The organism is Pantoea agglomerans, from assembly GCF_021397715.1.
Classification (GTDB): Bacteria; Pseudomonadota; Gammaproteobacteria; order Enterobacterales; family Enterobacteriaceae; genus Pantoea; species Pantoea astica.
In genome coordinates this window covers 1,780,712-1,797,063 of the sequence record NZ_CP090207.1, presented here as the reverse complement: position 1 = coordinate 1,797,063, position 16,352 = coordinate 1,780,712, and the positions used below count along the sequence as shown (strand labels likewise).

13 protein-coding genes, 1 tRNA gene and 1 other RNA gene are annotated in these 16,352 nt (G+C 55.2%); 9 read left to right on the top strand and 6 right to left on the bottom strand.

Annotated elements, in window-relative coordinates:
- The first annotated feature begins 409 nt into the window (after nucleotides 1–409).
- From eptA to msrA, 6 genes are all read left to right on the top strand, one after another.
- Nucleotides 410–2,044 carry a phosphoethanolamine transferase EptA gene (gene eptA, locus LZU96_RS08425; RefSeq protein WP_233987857.1) on the top strand — a complete coding sequence of 545 codons (1,635 nt, stop codon included), beginning with the start codon at nucleotides 410–412 and terminating at the stop codon, nucleotides 2,042–2,044.
- Entirely contained in the window at nucleotides 2,041–2,721 is a 681-nt protein-coding gene (gene pmrA, locus LZU96_RS08420) for a two-component system response regulator PmrA (protein WP_233987856.1), read from the top strand. Before eptA ends, pmrA begins: the two co-directional genes overlap by 4 nt.
- On the top strand, nucleotides 2,718–3,776 hold the full coding sequence (gene pmrB, locus LZU96_RS08415) for a two-component system sensor histidine kinase PmrB (protein ID WP_233987855.1): 1,059 nt from the start codon (nucleotides 2,718–2,720) through the stop codon (nucleotides 3,774–3,776). The genes pmrA and pmrB overlap by 4 nt, the downstream gene beginning before the upstream one ends.
- A 334-nt stretch (nucleotides 3,777–4,110) precedes the next feature.
- Nucleotides 4,111–5,100 (top strand): aldo/keto reductase, encoded by a 990-nt coding sequence (locus tag LZU96_RS08410; RefSeq protein WP_233987854.1) that lies wholly within the window; start codon nucleotides 4,111–4,113, stop codon nucleotides 5,098–5,100.
- Between the two features lie 128 nt (nucleotides 5,101–5,228).
- The gene (locus LZU96_RS08405; RefSeq protein ID WP_233987853.1) at nucleotides 5,229–5,795 is read left to right on the top strand and encodes a flavin reductase family protein; all 567 of its coding nucleotides are present in this window, start codon (nucleotides 5,229–5,231) and stop codon (nucleotides 5,793–5,795) included.
- Between the two features lie 59 nt (nucleotides 5,796–5,854).
- Complete coding sequence (msrA, locus tag LZU96_RS08400) at nucleotides 5,855–6,388, top strand: peptide-methionine (S)-S-oxide reductase MsrA (RefSeq protein WP_031376424.1); 534 nt, start codon at nucleotides 5,855–5,857, stop codon at nucleotides 6,386–6,388.
- A 42-nt stretch (nucleotides 6,389–6,430) separates the two neighbouring features.
- Here msrA and phoA read toward each other — a convergent pair whose 3' ends face one another.
- Nucleotides 6,431–7,849, bottom strand: coding sequence for an alkaline phosphatase (phoA, locus tag LZU96_RS08395; RefSeq protein WP_233987852.1), 1,419 nt, complete (start codon nucleotides 7,847–7,849; stop codon nucleotides 6,431–6,433).
- Nucleotides 7,850–8,092: 243 nt separating this feature from the next.
- On the opposite strand from phoA, the gene LZU96_RS08390 reads away from it, so the two are divergent.
- The 3 genes from LZU96_RS08390 to LZU96_RS08380 all read left to right on the top strand — a co-directional run bounded on the left by LZU96_RS08390 (nucleotide 8,093) and on the right by LZU96_RS08380 (nucleotide 9,465).
- Nucleotides 8,093–8,180 (top strand) — tRNA-Ser (locus LZU96_RS08390).
- Between the two features lie 211 nt (nucleotides 8,181–8,391).
- Nucleotides 8,392–8,520: non-coding RNA, RtT sRNA (locus LZU96_RS08385), on the top strand.
- A 387-nt stretch (nucleotides 8,521–8,907) separates the two neighbouring features.
- The gene (locus tag LZU96_RS08380; protein ID WP_233987851.1) at nucleotides 8,908–9,465 is read left to right on the top strand and encodes a serine acetyltransferase; all 558 of its coding nucleotides are present in this window, start codon (nucleotides 8,908–8,910) and stop codon (nucleotides 9,463–9,465) included.
- Between the two features lie 359 nt (nucleotides 9,466–9,824).
- Here the strand turns inward: LZU96_RS08380 and phoH are convergent, their stop codons facing one another.
- The 5 genes from phoH to putP form a co-directional block, all read right to left on the bottom strand.
- A complete protein-coding gene (gene phoH / locus LZU96_RS08375; RefSeq protein ID WP_031376423.1) occupies nucleotides 9,825–10,613 on the bottom strand; it encodes a phosphate starvation-inducible protein PhoH in 789 nt (262 codons plus the stop codon).
- Between the two features lie 583 nt (nucleotides 10,614–11,196).
- On the bottom strand, nucleotides 11,197–12,471 hold the full coding sequence (efeB, locus tag LZU96_RS08370) for an iron uptake transporter deferrochelatase/peroxidase subunit (RefSeq protein WP_233987850.1): 1,275 nt from the start codon (nucleotides 12,469–12,471) through the stop codon (nucleotides 11,197–11,199).
- Between the two features lie 2 nt (nucleotides 12,472–12,473).
- Nucleotides 12,474–13,586 carry an iron uptake system protein EfeO gene (gene efeO, locus LZU96_RS08365; protein ID WP_233987849.1) on the bottom strand — a complete coding sequence of 371 codons (1,113 nt, stop codon included), beginning with the start codon at nucleotides 13,584–13,586 and terminating at the stop codon, nucleotides 12,474–12,476.
- A 52-nt stretch (nucleotides 13,587–13,638) separates the two neighbouring features.
- A complete protein-coding gene (gene efeU / locus LZU96_RS08360; protein WP_233987848.1) occupies nucleotides 13,639–14,466 on the bottom strand; it encodes an iron uptake transporter permease EfeU in 828 nt (275 codons plus the stop codon).
- 193 nt (nucleotides 14,467–14,659) lie between these two features.
- Nucleotides 14,660–16,144: a sodium/proline symporter PutP gene (gene putP / locus LZU96_RS08355; protein ID WP_233987847.1), complete on the bottom strand. Its 1,485-nt coding sequence runs from the start codon at nucleotides 16,142–16,144 to the stop codon at nucleotides 14,660–14,662.
- Nucleotides 16,145–16,352: the final 208 nt, after the last annotated feature.

The window sequence follows — 16,352 nt, the reverse complement described above, 5'->3', positions numbered from 1 at the left end:
AAGGATGTCCTGACGCAGTAGGGTCAGCAAGAGGGAAATTCTGATAACGTGGCGATTGAGGGATAAAGCCGGGCGATTCGATAGGTCACTCTCCTCAAACTTGCAAGCTCATTACTGACAATACTGGCTGACTGAGAACATCACCCGATTAAGTGTAGACAGTAATAGTGGCTTTGCCAGAAAGATGCAGGTTTCATGCCAGCCGCTGCGGTTAAGTCAGCCAGCCTTGCCAACGCTGAAAGGCGGGTTATTTTCTCTTCATTCCTTTTTTTGCAGCCAATGGATGGGGAATAGCCCTTGTGTAGCGCGGCTGAGCCACCGGAGCCGGGCCAACCTTAAGCGTCTTAAGGTATTCCTAATATTGAAAGTGCACTCTCAGCACACAATTGATATTCGGATATTTCTCAACATGGCATTTACACTGAACCGGCCGGTTATCAGCCGCCTCACTTTGCTGATCCTTGCGGCTTGTTATATCTCGGTTTTCCTTAATCTGGCCTATTACCGTCAGGTGCTGGCTCTGATGCCACTGACCAGCCTGCACGCCTCGCTGGTCTTTTTCTCTATGCCGCTGGTGGCGTTTAGCGTGATCAACATTGTGATCACCCTCGCCTCGTTTCTCTGGCTGGACCGGCTGCTGATTGCGCTGTTTATCCTGCTCTCCGCCAGCGCACAGTTTTTTATCCAGACCTATAACATCGTGGTCGATCGCTCGATGATCACCAATATGATGGATACCACCGCGTCGGAATCTTTTGCGCTCATCACCCCACAACTGCTGTTTACCCTGCTGACATCGGGCCTGTTGATGGCGCTGCTGGTGTTCTGGCCGCGGCTGAAGAAACAGCACTGGCGTGGCGTGGTGCAGCGACTGCTCAGCATCATGATCTCCGTGGCGGTGATCCTGCTGGTTGCGCTGCTGTTCTATAAAGATTACGCCTCGCTGTTTCGCAATAACCGCGAACTGGTGAAGGCGCTTAGCCCGTCAAACAGCATCGCCGCCAGCCTCTCCTGGTATAAGCATCAGCAACTGGAGAACCTGCCGCTGGTGCGCATTGGCGAAGATGCCCATCAGCAGCCCGATCGGCTCAGCGGCGGTAAACAGAATCTGACCATTTTGATCGTCGGGGAAACCTCACGGGCGCAGAACTTCTCGCTGGGCGGCTACGCCCGTCAGACCAACCCGCTGCTGGCAAAAGATAATGTGATCTATTTTCCGCACACTACCTCATGCGGCACGGCCACTGCCGTTTCGGTGCCCTGCATGTTCTCTAATATGCCGCGCGCACATTATGATGATGTACTGGCGGCGCATCAGGAAGGGTTACTGGATATCATCCAGCGGGCGGGCATCAGCGTGTTATGGAATGAGAATGATGGCGGCTGTAAAGGCGCCTGCGACCGGGTGCCGCATCAGGATATGACCAGCCTGAATCTGCCTGGCATGTGTATTAACGGTGAATGTTACGACGACGTACTGTTTCATGGCCTGGATGACTACATTAACCAGATTAAGGGCAATGCGGTGATTGTGCTGCACACCATTGGTAGCCACGGCCCGACCTACAGCCACCGCTATCCGCCGGAATTGCGTCAGTTCGTCCCGACCTGTGATACCAATCAGATTCAGGATTGTTCGCAGCAACAGCTGGTCAATACTTATGACAATACGCTGCTGAATGTGGATCACATTGTGGATAAGGCGATTAACCTGCTGCGTGCCCATCAGGATCGCTTTACCACCAGCCTGGTCTATCTTTCCGATCACGGTGAATCGCTGGGCGAAAATGGCGAATACCTGCATGGCCTGCCCTACGCGATTGCCCCGGAGACGCAAAAACATGTGCCGATGTTGATCTGGCTGTCAGAGGATTATCAGCAGCGCTATGCGATTAATCGTGGCTGCCTGACCAGACTGGCGGCGACAGACGATTTTTCACAGGATAATCTGTTCTCAACCATGCTGGGATTAACCGGCACCGCGACCCACGAATATGTACCCGCGGATGACATTTTGACGATGTGTCGGAGCCGACCACAATGAAGATTCTGATCGTAGAAGATGATGCTCTGCTGTTGCAGGGATTGATCCTGGCGCTGGAGGGCGAAGGTTACGTCTGTGATGGCGTCACCACGGTGCGCGATGCTGAAGCGCATTTTGCCAGCGGACTTTACAGTCTGGTGGTGCTGGATCTCGGTTTACCGGATGAAGACGGACTGCATTTTCTGCTGCGTCTGCGCCGGCAGAAGAAGATGACGCCGGTACTGATTCTCACCGCGCGTGACACCATCAGTGAACGTATTGCCGGGCTGGATGCCGGTGCCGATGATTACCTGATTAAGCCGTTCTCGCTGGAGGAGCTGCTGGCACGCATTCGTGCCCTGATCCGCCGCCATGTCAATCAGGGCGACAGTCATCTGATGGTCGGCGCGCTGGCGCTGGATATGACGCATCGCCAGATCTCACTCGCCGGAACGCTGCTGGATCTGACGCCCAAAGAGTATGCCATCCTCTCCCGCCTGATGCTGAAGGCAGGTAACCCGGTGCACCGCGAAATCCTCTATCAGGATATCTATAACTGGGAAACCGAGCCGTCTACCAATACGCTGGAAGTTCACATTCATAATCTGCGTGACAAAATCGGCAAAAGTGCGATCCGCACGGTGCGCGGTTTCGGCTATGCGCTGGTAACGACTGACGTGATGCGCGAGGCACCATGAAATCCCGGATCGATCATCGCAGTATGCGTTTTCGCCTGATCCTGACCATTGGCCTGATTCTGCTGGTGTTCCAGGTGATCAGCGTCGTCTGGCTGTGGCATGAGAGTAAAGAACAGATTCAGTTTCTGGTCGAAGCGCAGTTGCAGAAGCGCAATATGGATCGCCACGTCGAAAGAGAGGTGCATGAAGCGGTTGCCAGCCTGGCGGTGCCGAGTCTGGTGATGATTACGCTGACGCTGCTGCTCTGCTATCAGGCGGTGAAATGGATCACCCGGCCGCTGTATCAACTGCAGCGTGAACTGGAGAACCGCAGCGAAGAGAATCTGGACCCGATCGCCTGCCATAGTTCGGTGCATGAGATCGATGCCGTGACCCAGGCGATCAACCAGCTGGTGGCGCGGCTGAATAACAGCCTGGAGCGCGAGCGGCTGTTTACCGCCGATGTGGCGCACGAGCTGCGCACCCCGCTGGCGGGATTACGACTGCATCTGGAACTGATTGAACGCAACGGCGAGGCCCATGTTCAGCCGTTACTCCAGCGGCTCGATCAGATGACGCACAGCGTGTCGCAGCTGTTGCAGCTGGCGCGTGCCGGGCAGTCTTTTACCTCCGGCACCTATCAGAATGTGGCGCTGATTGAAGATGTGATATTGCCGATGGAGGCGGAGCTAAGCACCATGCTGGATGCGCACCAGCAGACGCTGACGCTCGATCTGCCAGAGGAGCTGTTTGTACGCGGGGACGCGACGTTGCTGAAAATGTTGCTGCGTAATCTGGTCGAGAATGCCCATCGTTACAGCCCCAAAGAGAGTGCGATTACTCTGCGGCTGGCGTCGGGCGCACAGCCGACCCTGACGGTGGAAGACGAAGGTCCGGGTATTGATGAAAGTAAAAGCGGTGAGCTGAGTAAAGCCTTTATCCGGATGGACAGTCGTTACGGCGGGATTGGACTGGGGTTAAGCATCGTCAGCCGCATTGTGCAGCTGCATCGCTTTCAGTTCTTTTTGGAAAACCGCCGCGACCGCAGCGGCTGTCGGGCGGTGATTAAATTCTGATGGCAGACAACTCAGGCGCTGAACCATGCCGCCAGAAACAGGATCACGGTTGCGGCGGCGATCAGCACGGCCGCATATTCACTGACAGGTCGGGCAGGTGCAGCAATTACCGCAGTAGACGCAGATTTCATGGCATTCTCCTCATGTTGTCCCTGGAGTATCCTCGCGCCAGATTAAGGAAACCTTAAGCTCGCCGGACTTAGGTTAAAAATCGCCCTTTCCCCACGACTAATGAGCACAACTCATAAACTCATCTCTGTTCAGGGATCTAATCAGCGCGCGCGATGTGCTCTATTCTCAGGCGATTCCCGCAACACTTCCGAGGAGAGCAACAATGCAAACACGCAGATTAGGTCAGTCCGGCCTGGAGGTCTCCAGCCTGGGGCTCGGCTGCATGGGGCTGAGTCACGGTTATGGTCCGGCAACTGACAAACAGCAGGCCATTTCCCTGATCCGCGCCGCCGTCGATCAGGGCGTCACTTTTTTCGATACCGCTGAAGTTTACGGCCCGTGGCTGAATGAAGAGGTGGTGGGCGAAGCGCTGGCACCGGTTCGCGATCGGGTGGTGATCGCCACTAAGTTTGGCTTCACTTTTGGCGAGGATAACAAACAGCAGATTCTTAACAGCCGGCCAGAACAGATTCGCCGGGCAATTGAAGGTTCGCTGCGTCGGCTGAGAACGGAAGTGATTGACCTCTATTATCAGCATCGGGTCGATCCTGAGGTGCCGATTGAGGATGTCGCCGGAACGATTAAAGATTTAATCGCCGAAGGTAAGGTGAAACATTTTGGCTTATCCGAAGCTGGCGTACAGACCGTGCGCCGTGCCCACGCGGTTCAGCCGGTGACGGCGTTGCAGAGTGAATATTCGATGTGGTGGCGTGAACCGGAGGCGGAGATGCTGCCGACGCTGGAGGCGCTGGGCATCGGTTTTGTGCCGTTCAGTCCACTGGGTAAAGGCTATCTGACCGGCGCCATTCAGCCGGACACGACCTTTGGCAGCGACGATTTCCGCAGCCAGGTGCCGCGCTTTTCGCCTGAAGCGCTGGCCGCTAATCAGGCGCTGATCGATCTGCTCGGCACTCTCGCACAGGATAACGCTGCCACACCGGCACAGATTGCCCTCGCCTGGCTGCTGGCACAAAGACCGTGGATTGTCCCGATCCCTGGCACCACGAAACTGCACCGTCTGAGCGAAAACCTGCAGGCGGCAGCGTTGCAGCTCACGGCGGAAGAGTTACAGCGCATCAATCAGGCACTGGACGCGGTCCAGATACAAGGTGACCGCTACCCTGCCGCCTTGCAGGCGCGGGTTGGCCGTTAAGCCCGAACGCTGACGCGCGCTGAACCGCGCCGCGGCAGCGCTTTTTTCCATTCTGCGGGTTGGCTCCACCGCTGCGTCGGCGTGGTGCTCTACACTTAGTGGCACCATTCCGTTCAGGGAGTTCCGCCATGAGTCAACGCATGCACAAATATGCTTTTCCGGTCAGCAAAGCGCGTAAATATCTTGAGCCGGGTCCGGTCCTGCTGCTCAGCTCGCAGTTTGAGGATCGGCACGACATCATGACCCTCGGCTGGCACACCGTGCTTGAATTTTCCCCGTCACTGGTCGGCTGCATGATTGCCGGCATGAACTACAGTCATGAGCTGATCCGTAACAGCGGTCAGTGCGTGCTCAACGTGCCTTCGGCCTCGCTGATTGATCAGGTGGTGGCGATCGGTAACAGCCACGGTGACCAGCTGGATAAGTTCGACGCCTTTGGCCTGACGGCTGAGCCCGCGCAGGTAGTTCGCGCGCCGATGATTGCCGAATGCTTTGCCAGCTTTGAATGCCAGCTGTACGACGATTCGATGGTCGATAACTACAACCTGTTTATTTTTGAGATTGTTAAAGCGCACGTTGCCGAACATCCCGACTATCCCACCACCCTGCACTACACCGGTGAAGGCCGCTTCAGCGTGATGAGCGATAAGCTGCTGGATAAGAGCAAAGATTTTAAACCGGAAATGCTGATTTAGTTGAAAGCGGGCGCTCTCGTCCCCATTCTCCTCTTTCGACCTGACAGGAGTAATTCATTATGGCAATCGAATATGCAGTGATCGCGGGTGGCTGTTTCTGGTGCACCGAAGCGGTATTTAAGGATGTGATCGGCGTGGAGTCGGTAGAGAGCGGTTACACCGGCGGTGCCCGGCCAAATCCGACCTATGAGCAGGTCTGCAGCGGTGCCACCGGTCACGCTGAAGCGATCCGCATCGGCTTTGATCCGGAAAAAGTCAGCTACGGTGATTTACTGGATATCAGCTTTGTGACCCACGATCCGACCCAGCTTAATCGTCAGGGCAATGATATCGGTACCCAGTATCGCTCAGCGATTTTCCCGGCCAATGCAGAGCAGGAAGCGGAAGCCCGTGCCGCGATTGAACGCGCGCAGGCCGATCACGATGTGCCGGTGGTAACCACCATCGAGCCGCTCAAAGAGTGGTATCCGGCTGAAGCCTATCACCAGGATTACTGGGACGGTGCCGGTCAGCGTAACGGTTACTGCCTGGCGGTGATCCCACCGAAATTGCAGAAACTGCGTAAGAGCTTTGCCAATAAGGTGAAGAGCTAGTTTTTTCAGCTGCGGGGTGGTTTCCACCACCCCGACCCGGTTTTACTGACCGGGCAGCTTCAGCCCCATCGCATTCCCCAGGGTAAAGAACAGATCGGTTTGATCGGTCAGTCCCACCACGTTACCGGCATGTGGCCCATACGCCGCAATACGCAGTTGTGAACCGGTATGTTCCTGCGAATCCTCTTCTGAATTGCCATAGCTGATGGTCATCACCGCGCCGTCTTTGGTGTTCAGCGCCTGCGTCAGGCCCGGCGCTTTGGTGCCGTTCTCGACGATCTGACTACTGTGAGCATGATCGGCCGTCACCACCACCAGGGTATTCCCCTCTTCGCGCGCAAATGCCAGCGCCTGCTGGACCGCTTCATCCAGATCCACCGTCTCGCCAATTTGTCCGCACGGATTGGCGGCGTGATCCTGCTTATCTATTGAGGCGCCTTCCACCTGCAGGAAGAAACCATCGGGATTGTGACGCAGCAGGTCGATCGCTTTAGCGGTCATCTGTGCCAGCGTAGGCGTCGACAGCGGGCGATCTTTATTCACTTCGCAGGTTACCACCGGCTTATCGATATTGCCGTGATAGCTGGCTTTGGGTCCCTGCCAGCGCACCGGCATGTTGCCAGGCGAGAACAGGCCCAGCAGCGGTTTTTTCTGGTCGGCCTGGGTTACGGCATTGAGTCCCTGCCAGTCACTGACCAGCTGATAGCCCAGCGCCTGCGCCTGCTCGTTCAGGGTTTTACCCTGATACTCGCCCGCTTTCGCCACCTCAGCAAAGGACTTCGCGCCACCGCCCAGGGTCACATCCGGGCGGGTTTTCAGTAATTGCTCGCTGATCGACCCTTTACCACCCTGCTCTAAAGCGTTGGTTGGACAGAGTTCGCTGGTCTTTTCTGGTCCGTAGCATTTACGTGAGGTGACGTGTGAGAACAGCACGGCGGGCGTCGCATCCTGTAATTCAGCTGTCGAAACGTCACCAGTGGCTTTGCCCGCCGCTTTCGCCAGTTCCAGCAACGTCATTTGATCCTGACCATTTACGTCAACGCTGATCGCACCGTTATAGCTTTTGGTGCCGGTCGCCCAGGCGGTGGCTGACGCGGCAGAGTCAGTGACGTAATTGGGCTTATGGGTTTTCTTGTCTAACGAATAGTGGGTGTACTGGCCGGTCAGCGGCAGCGCATCGATGCCTTTAAAGAAGCCGCCCGCCCCTTCTGCCAGGTTACGCGCCGCAGTAATTTCAGAGTCGCCCATCCCGTCGCCAATCAGCAGGATGACGTTTTTTGCGGTGCTATTGCGTAACGAGGCTTTTAACGCCTCAGTCTGATCACCGGTCAGCCTACGCGCCCCGCCGTGCTGGCTGATATCACCCTGCGCCGCGCGGGAAGCAAGGGCGGTATCTGCCAGGGTCGGCGTGGCGATCACGGAGGCGAGCAGAGAAAGGGTAAACAGAGGAAGCTTTTTCATTAATCGATCCTTGTAAGCAAAAAATACCAATGATTTCAGTCGGTAATTTTGCGACGATCGGGTGATCTTTTTGTGTCATCCGGGTTTCAGTTTGATGACAAAACCGGCGTAGCGAACAAGGCTAAATCGATTCGTTCAGAGGTTAAGCGAATAGAACAAAAGAGAAAAATAGTGCTTGACCCTTTTCAGCCGACTCCCTATAGTAGCGCCCCGTTGACCCGGCGCGGTCAATGGAAAAAATGTGGTGAGGTGTCCGAGTGGCTGAAGGAGCACGCCTGGAAAGTGTGTATACGGCAACGTATCGGGGGTTCGAATCCCCCTCTCACCGCCACATTCAAAGAAGAGCCTGAACGAAAGTTCAGGCTTTTTTTTATGCACAATTCAGAGAGGGGGGTTAGAAGCCCCGCCGGGGTTCGACAACGGGCGCAGCCCGTTGAACAGCGGAGCCTGCGACGCTGCCCGCAGGGCGAGCGCAGCGAGTTCATCCCCCTCTCACCGCCACATTCAAAGAAGAGCCTGAACGAAAGTTCAGGCTTTTTTTTATGCACAATTCAGAGAGGGGGGTGAGAAGCCCCGCCGGGGTTCGACAACGGGCGCAGCCCGTTGAACAGCGGAGCCTGCGACGCTGCCCGCAGGGCGAGCGCAGCGAGTTCATCCCCCTCTCACCGCCACATTCAAAGAAGAGCCTGAACGAAAGTTCAGGCTCTTCTTTATGCGCAATTAAGAGAGGGGGTGAGAAGCCCCGCCGGGGTTCGACAACGGGCGCAGCCCGTTGAACAGCGGAGCCTGAGACGCTGCCCGCAGGGCGAGCGCTACAAGGTGCGAAGCTATCCTGCCCTGGCGATCCGTTATCAGCACTCTCCAGTTCCGCAGCCCCCTTATATAAGCCAATCCTTTGTTCATTATTGTTATTTGAGACTGTTAATTAAACTTCCAATATCGTTAATTCGAATGACTTTTATTTAACTCTGTTTTAAGGTAAATGACCTGGCGCAAAAAGTGTTTACTGAAGCCTGCTAATATACGCGGTTAATTATTTGAAAGTCGCAGATAAAAACATGAAAAAAGATGAATTAAAAAAACACCTGCATGAATGCTTACGCCGCGAAGTTATGATAAGTGATAAACCCTTTAGCTGGGTACGTACGTTCCACAAGGCGTTTAAGTGTCCGGACAGGCGGTTTAACTTCTGGTGGCGAATTGTTTCCTTTTTATACAATTCCGACAGCAGGTTATTAAAAAAGATGGCGCATAGAATTAATAGAAAATTAATTCAGAAATACAACACTGAGATTCAGCCAGGTACCCAAATAGGACCAGGTTTAAAAGTCAGTCACTTTTTATCGGTAGTGATCAATGGATGCACCGTTATCGGCTGCAATTTTAAGATCCGCCAAAACTCAACAATCGGCATCTCCGGTCGCTCAGATAACAGCATGGCAGTCCGCATTATCATTGGCGATAACGTTGAAGTCGGGGCCGGAAGTTGCATCATCGGCGACTCACTGATCATAGGAAACAATGTGACTATCGGAGCCATGTCATTTATCAATCAGAACATCCCCGACAATAGTGTTGTTTACACAGAAAAAATGCAGGTTATCAGGCCTGAATGATTTTCTGACGCTTTTTTAACCTTGCCGAAATGTCTGTTGAGTTTAATAATTACAGGTAAACCGCCCTAATCGCTATCCTGCAAAGAGTGACGGCAGCGACTAAAGCTGAATAGATCAGCGTTGCCAGAGCAAGCCTGTAAGTCGCTGCCGTAAAGTGGTTAGCTGCTCTTAATCCATATTACCTGTTTAAATTAAGGTTCAGGCTGTGCCGTATTTAACAAGGTAACGTCATATGACCTGACCGATAATATTACGTCGACACCTGACGCTCACTGCGGCGCGTTATCATTACCAATAAAGACAAAAAGAAAACCCGGCCGAAGCCGGGTTTGGGCGCTACACTTCTACTCAATCAAACGCTAGCTATACGCGTGCAGGGTGCGCTGACACAGCGCAGAACGCACACAATCCTCTTTGCCAAAACGTACGATGCCAACCATCTCGTCCTCTTCGAAACGCGCCAGCGCGTCTGCGAGACCGGAAGGCACCCCAGCGGGCAAGTCGCACTGGGTAATATCACCATTGACAATGACCGTGACGTTTTCGCCCAGTCGGGTCAGGAACATTTTCATCTGGGCGGCGGTGACGTTCTGCGCCTCATCCAGGATAACAACCGCATTTTCAAAGGTCCGGCCGCGCATATAGGCGAACGGAGCGATCTCGACCTTGGCAATTTCCGGGCGCAGACAATATTGCATAAAGGATGCGCCGAGCCGTTTAACCAGAATGTCGTACACCGGTCGGAAATAGGGCGCGAATTTCTCAGAGATATCGCCGGGAAGGAATCCCAGATCCTCATCGGCCTGTAATACCGGGCGCGTAACGATAATCCTGTCAATATCCTTATGAATCAGGGCCTCTGCCGCTTTCGCAGCGCTGATCCAGGTTTTGCCGCAACCGGCTTCACCGGTGGCAAAGATCAGCTGTTTCGTTTCTATGGCGTTGAGATAGTGCGCCTGAGCTTCATTACGGGCTTCAATCGGTCCCCGGTCACGCACATCGCGCGCCATACCAATTGAGTCCAGCCCACCCATTTGCACCAGCGAAGTGACCGATTCTTCTTCACGCTGACGATGACTCCGGGAGTCATTGCGAAGCACTCGTCTTGCTTCCCGACGCGCTTTGATCACTGCTTTCTGTCTTCCCATAGTGGCACCTTACAGTTGGTTTCATTTCCCGCGTCAGGCGAATTGCCCGTTGCGATTACGTGAACGCTTTAGAGGTTTCAGTTGGCTTCCTTTAGAGCCGTGACAGGCCATGAAATCAGGCATGCAGCAGCACCACAGCGTTGCTGTACACCGGTAAAAAAAGGATGCGAAATGACAAGAGAGAACGTTGAAGAGAGGAGGATATGACGAGGCAGAATAGCCCTCGCGGTTAAGCGTAATCTATTTACTGATACAGACTTTCCATAAAAGAATCGACCCATGCGCGAACTCCAGTGTGATACATCAACACGTCTGATTACGCTTACTGATTAAAGTGCACCATTTTATTGGCGCTTTGCAACAGTAATTTTACTTCATGGCAAAGTAATTGCGAATTGCGCACGATAACTTTAGCCTCAACAAATAACAATACCCATAAAAATCAGTTGGTTGTTTTATTCTGTCACACTAAAGATTGCGTTAAAATTTCAGTAAAAGCTGAGCCAGGAACCGCCCCGGCTCGCTGTTACGCCAAAAAAAAGCGCTGTCCGGGGCCAGACAGCGCGATGTGGATGAAATTTAATCAGGCTTCCAGCAGCGGCTGGGCTAAATAATGATTCGCATCGGTGACGCCGGGCAGAACAAAAAAATAGCCGCCGCCAAACGGCCGGATATATTCTTCCAGCGCTTCGCCATTCAGACGCTTCTGGACCGTAATAAAACCCTTTTCCAGATCGTGCTGATAACAGACGAACAACAGCCCCATCTCCAGCTGACCGGAAGCGGAGATGCCGGCAGAATAGCTGTAGCCGCGACGCAGCATCAGGCTGCTGGCGGTTTCCGGCGTACGCGGATTTGCCAGCCGGATGTGCGCATCCAGCGCAATCACCTCGCCTTCCGGATCGCGCTGATAATCGGGGATATCGCGTTCATGCTGCATACCCAGCGGCGCCCCGCTCAGCTTATCGCGGCCAAAAATGGTCTGTTGCTCGCCCAGCGGCGTACGGTCCCACATCTCAACGTGAAAACGGATCAGGCGCACCGCCTGATAGCTGCCGTTACGCGCCCAGGCGGGTTCATCCTGATCGTCCGTCACCCACAACAGCTGATTCATCAGCGCCCGATTGTGAGTATCCGGATTGGCCGTCCCGTCTTTGAAGCCCAGCAGGTTGATGGGCGTCTCCTGCCCCTGGCTGCGCGCCGCGTGATCGGAGATAAAGCCTTCACGCCGCCAGCGTACGCCCAGCAGGTCAGGCGTATGCTTGATGATATCCCGCAGGGCATGAATCACCGTATCCTGAGTGTTGGCACAGAGCTGCAACAGCAGATCGCCATGACACTGACTGGCATCCAGCGAATCATTGGGAAAGCGAGTCATCGGCTGCAATTTTTTCGGCTTGTGCGGCGCCAGACCAAAGCGTTCATCAAACAGCGAATTGCCGACCGACACGGTAATGGTCAGGTTATCCGGCGCGATAGTCGCGCCCAGAATACCGGAATCCATCGGCGGCAGGCGGGGATTGGTCACCGCAGGTGCCGGACCGCCCGCCGTGAGAAAAGCGATGCGCTGCGTCAACAGGCGAAACAACCGTTCCAGCTCCGCTTTATCGCTGCTCAGCAGATCGAACGCCACCAGCATCATTGATGCCTGCTGTGGCGTCACGATGCCTGCCTGATGCGGACCGTAAAACGGCTGCGTCTGCTGCCGTGCCTGCGGCGTTACCGTACCCGGTGAGAAGCTGTCGGCGGCGGCGTGAAACGGGCAACCGCCGCCCAGTGCGGCCGCCCCGCCCAGCAGGCCCAGCCCTTTTAGTAAGCGACGACGCGCGGGCTGCGCGTCATCTTCCTGACGACTCATGATTAATCCAGACCCAGGGTGCCACGCAGTAATGAAAGATCTTCCGCCAGCGCGGTAATCGGTCCTTTCAGCGCATTACGATCGGCGCTGGTCAGTTTCTCATAGGATTCGAAACCGGTTTTGGTGCGATATTTACTCAGAATCGCATCCACTTTTTTGAAGTTGCCGTCGATTTTCGCCAGTAACTGCGGGTTAGCCTGGCTGACCATCGGCCGCAGCAGCTCAACAATTTTCTGCGCACCGTCAACGTTGGCCTGGAAGTCCCACAGGTCAGTGCGGCTGTAGCGATCTTCTTCACCGGAAATTTTGCTGGAGGCGACCTCTTCAATCAGCCCAGCCGCGCCGCCAACCACTTTGGCTGGCGGGAAGGCCAGTTCGCTGATGCGGGTCTGCAAATCTTTAACGTCTTTATTCAGCTGATCCGCGTAGCCGGCCATCCCTTCGGTGCTGCGATCGGCGAACAGCGCTTTTTCCAGCCGGTGGAAGCCGGTAAATTTAGGATCTTCCGCTTTCTTCTCATAATCATCTTCACGGGCGTCAATGCTGCCGTCGAGATCGGAGAACAGCTCAGCAATTGGCTCAATGCGCTCATAATACTGACGCGTCGGAGCAAACAGCGCTTTGGCTTTTTCGACATCGCCAGCTTTGACCGCATCGGTAAAGGCCTGGGTATGGCTCACCAGCTGGCTCACCTGCTCAGTGACGTAGGCTTTGTAGGCGCTGATTGGGCCGACCAGTTGCATCCGCTCAGAGGGCGCACTTTTTGCCGCACCCTCACCTTCCACTACCAGCTTACCTTTCGGGTTGCTCAACAGGCCGCAGGTCATCTCATATTCGCCCGCCTGCAGGTTGGCAGTCAGTTTCTGGCTGAAACCTGGCGCGATATTTTCGCGCTCTTCAACCACCATTACTCCTTTCAGGATCTCCCACTCCAGCGCTTTCTGGCTGTTGTTTTTAATCAGGAACTGGGTTTTACCGGCCTTGACGGTTAAGGTCATTGGCTCACACTGCTTGTCATTAACCGTTACGGTCACCTGTGGCACCGCCGCTGCCGCGGAGGCAGAGATCGCCAGCAGAGGAAGCAGCAGTGCCTTGCGGCGAAAACGCATTGTCATATCTCTTTCCCTATCACGTTAATGAGCGCGGCTGGCGCGCCCGATAAATGGCTTAGCGCACCGTCGCCGACGCAGCAGGCCGCGCGGGCATAAAAAACAGAATCAGGGCCGGGATCAGATAGAGGCACCACACCGCCACTTCGCTGACGCTGGGAGCTTCCTGATAGCCCAGCACGCCTTCCAGCAGCGTGCCGAACAGCGAATGGGTCGATAAGGTGTTGCTGAGATCGAACGCCACATCCTGAAAGCGATTCCACAAACCGGCTTCGTGAAAAGCGCGAATCGCCCCGGCGGCCAGTCCCGCTGCAACAAACAGGATGAAGATGCTGGTCCAGCGGAAGAAATGGGCCATGTTGAGGCGAATCCCGCCCCAGTAAAGCAGCATACCCAGCACCACAGCGGTCGCCAGCCCGAGCACCGCGCCAATCGGCGGCGCGTAGCCGACATCCTGAGTAAAAGCCGCCAGCAGAAAGAACACTGACTCCAGCCCTTCACGCGCGACCGCCAGGAAGACCATCAGCACCAGCGCCAGGCCGCCGCGTCCTGAGCGCTGTAGCGCCTGGTCCACCGCCTGCTCCAGTTCGACCTTAATGTTGCGCGCCACTTTGCGCATCCAGAACACCATCGAGGTCAGGATCACCACCGCCACCAGCGCCACCAGCCCTTCAAACAGCTCCTGCTGTTTCTGCGGAAATTCGCCGGTTGTCGCGTTGATGAACAGGCCCAGCCCCAGGCAGAGCGCCGCGGCAATAAACACCCCGGCCCACATGGCGGGGAACCACTGAGTGCGCTGGGTGCGCTTCAGATAGCTGGCGATCAGGCTGACAATCAGTGCGGCTTCTAACCCTTCGCGCAGCATGATGAGAAACGGAACAAACATCGCCAACCTCTTGAATGTTAAGCAGCGTCAATGAAAGTAAAATCAGGTAAAGTGTAAACGATACCGATTATCATTATCGCCACGAAAAAAACAAGTTGCCGGATGAGATAATTTCGCATTTGAGTGGTTTATCTTTGTAACAAAAAAAAGCCCGCCGGGATCACCGGGCGGGCTTTTTCAGACCGTGCGGAGTTTATTTCGTCTGGAACTCCGCTTCTGCCGCGTCAAAGCGCTGTTGCGCTTCGGCTGAAGGTTCACGACCCAGCAGGCTGAACACGACAATGGCGATGCTGGCGAACAGGAAGCCTGGGATGATTTCATACAGTCCCAGCCAGCCATACTGTTTCCACACCAGCACAGTTAATGCGCCGACGATCATGCCAGCCAGTGCACCGTTGCGGTTCATCCGCTTCCAGCAGACACCAAACAGCACCACTGGCCCAAAGGCTGCACCGAAACCTGCCCAGGCGTAGCTGACCAGACCCAGCACCCGGTTTTCCGGATTCGACGCCAGCGCGATCGCAATCAGCGCCACCAGCAGCACCATCAGACGTCCGACCCACACCAGTTCCTTCTGGCTGGCGTTCTTACGCAGAAAACCTTTATAGAGATCTTCCGTCAGGGCGCTGGAGCAGACCAGCAGCTGACAGCTCAGGGTCGACATCACCGCGGCCAGAATGGCTGACAGCAGAATACCGGCCACCCACGGGTTGAACAGGATACGTGCCAGCTCAATAAAGACCCGCTCGGCGTTATCGTTGACGCCGGAAGCCAGCGTCGGGTTGTTCTGGAAGTAAGCGATACCGAAGAAGCCTACGCCAACCGCACCAATCAGACAGAGGATCATCCAGGCCATGCCGATACGGCGCGCGGTACGGATTGAACGGTGCGAATCTGCCGCCATAAAGCGCGCCAGAATGTGCGGCTGACCAAAGTAACCCAGCCCCCAGCCAAGCAGCGAAATCACCGCCACAACGTTAAGCCCTTTCAGCATGTCGAGGTTTTCGAGGCTTTTCGCTTCGATCACCGCCAGCGAGTCAGACCAGCCGCCCACCGCGATAATCACAAACACCGGCGTCAGGATCAGCGCGAAAATCATCAGGCTGGCCTGCACCGTGTCCGTCCAGCTCACCGCGAGGAAACCGCCGACCAGCGTATAGAGAATGGTGGCGGCAGCACCGGCCCACAGCGCCGTCTGATAACTCATGCCGAAGGTGCTTTCAAACAGACGCGCGCCCGCCACCACGCCCGAGGCGCAATAGATAGTGAAGAACACCAGAATGACGATTGCCGAGATGACGCGCAGGATTTTGCTGTGATCTTCAAAACGGCTGGTAAAGAAGTCCGGTAGCGTCAGGGCGTTGTTGTGATGCTCGGTCTGCACCCGCAGACGACCGGCAACGATTTTCCAGTTCAGCCAGGCGCCAATGGTCAGGCCAATTGCAATCCAGCTTTCCGAAATGCCGGAGATGAAAATGGCTCCCGGTAATCCCATTAGTAGCCAGCCGCTCATGTCTGATGCCCCAGCCGAGAGTGCCGTCACCACGCTGCCGAGACTGCGACCGCCAAGGATGTAGTCATCGAAGTTTTTGGTTGAGCGGTACGCCACAAAACCGATTAGCACCATCCCAAGAATATAAACCACAAAGGTCACCAGCATCGGTGTACTTAGACTCATCTGTCTCTCCACTTATTATTTGATATCCCAGAGAAATCGCCAGCTGCCTGCTTGCCGGAACGGGGCAAAACGGACCGATTATCCTCGTCAGGGCGTTCGCCGTTTCCCTGCGGCGCGGTATCCTGCCGGAAAGGCGTTCCGCGCACAATGGATTTAACACAGGCGTTACAGCGATTTCACTAACCGATTGCGAAAATGTGCTCAGAGG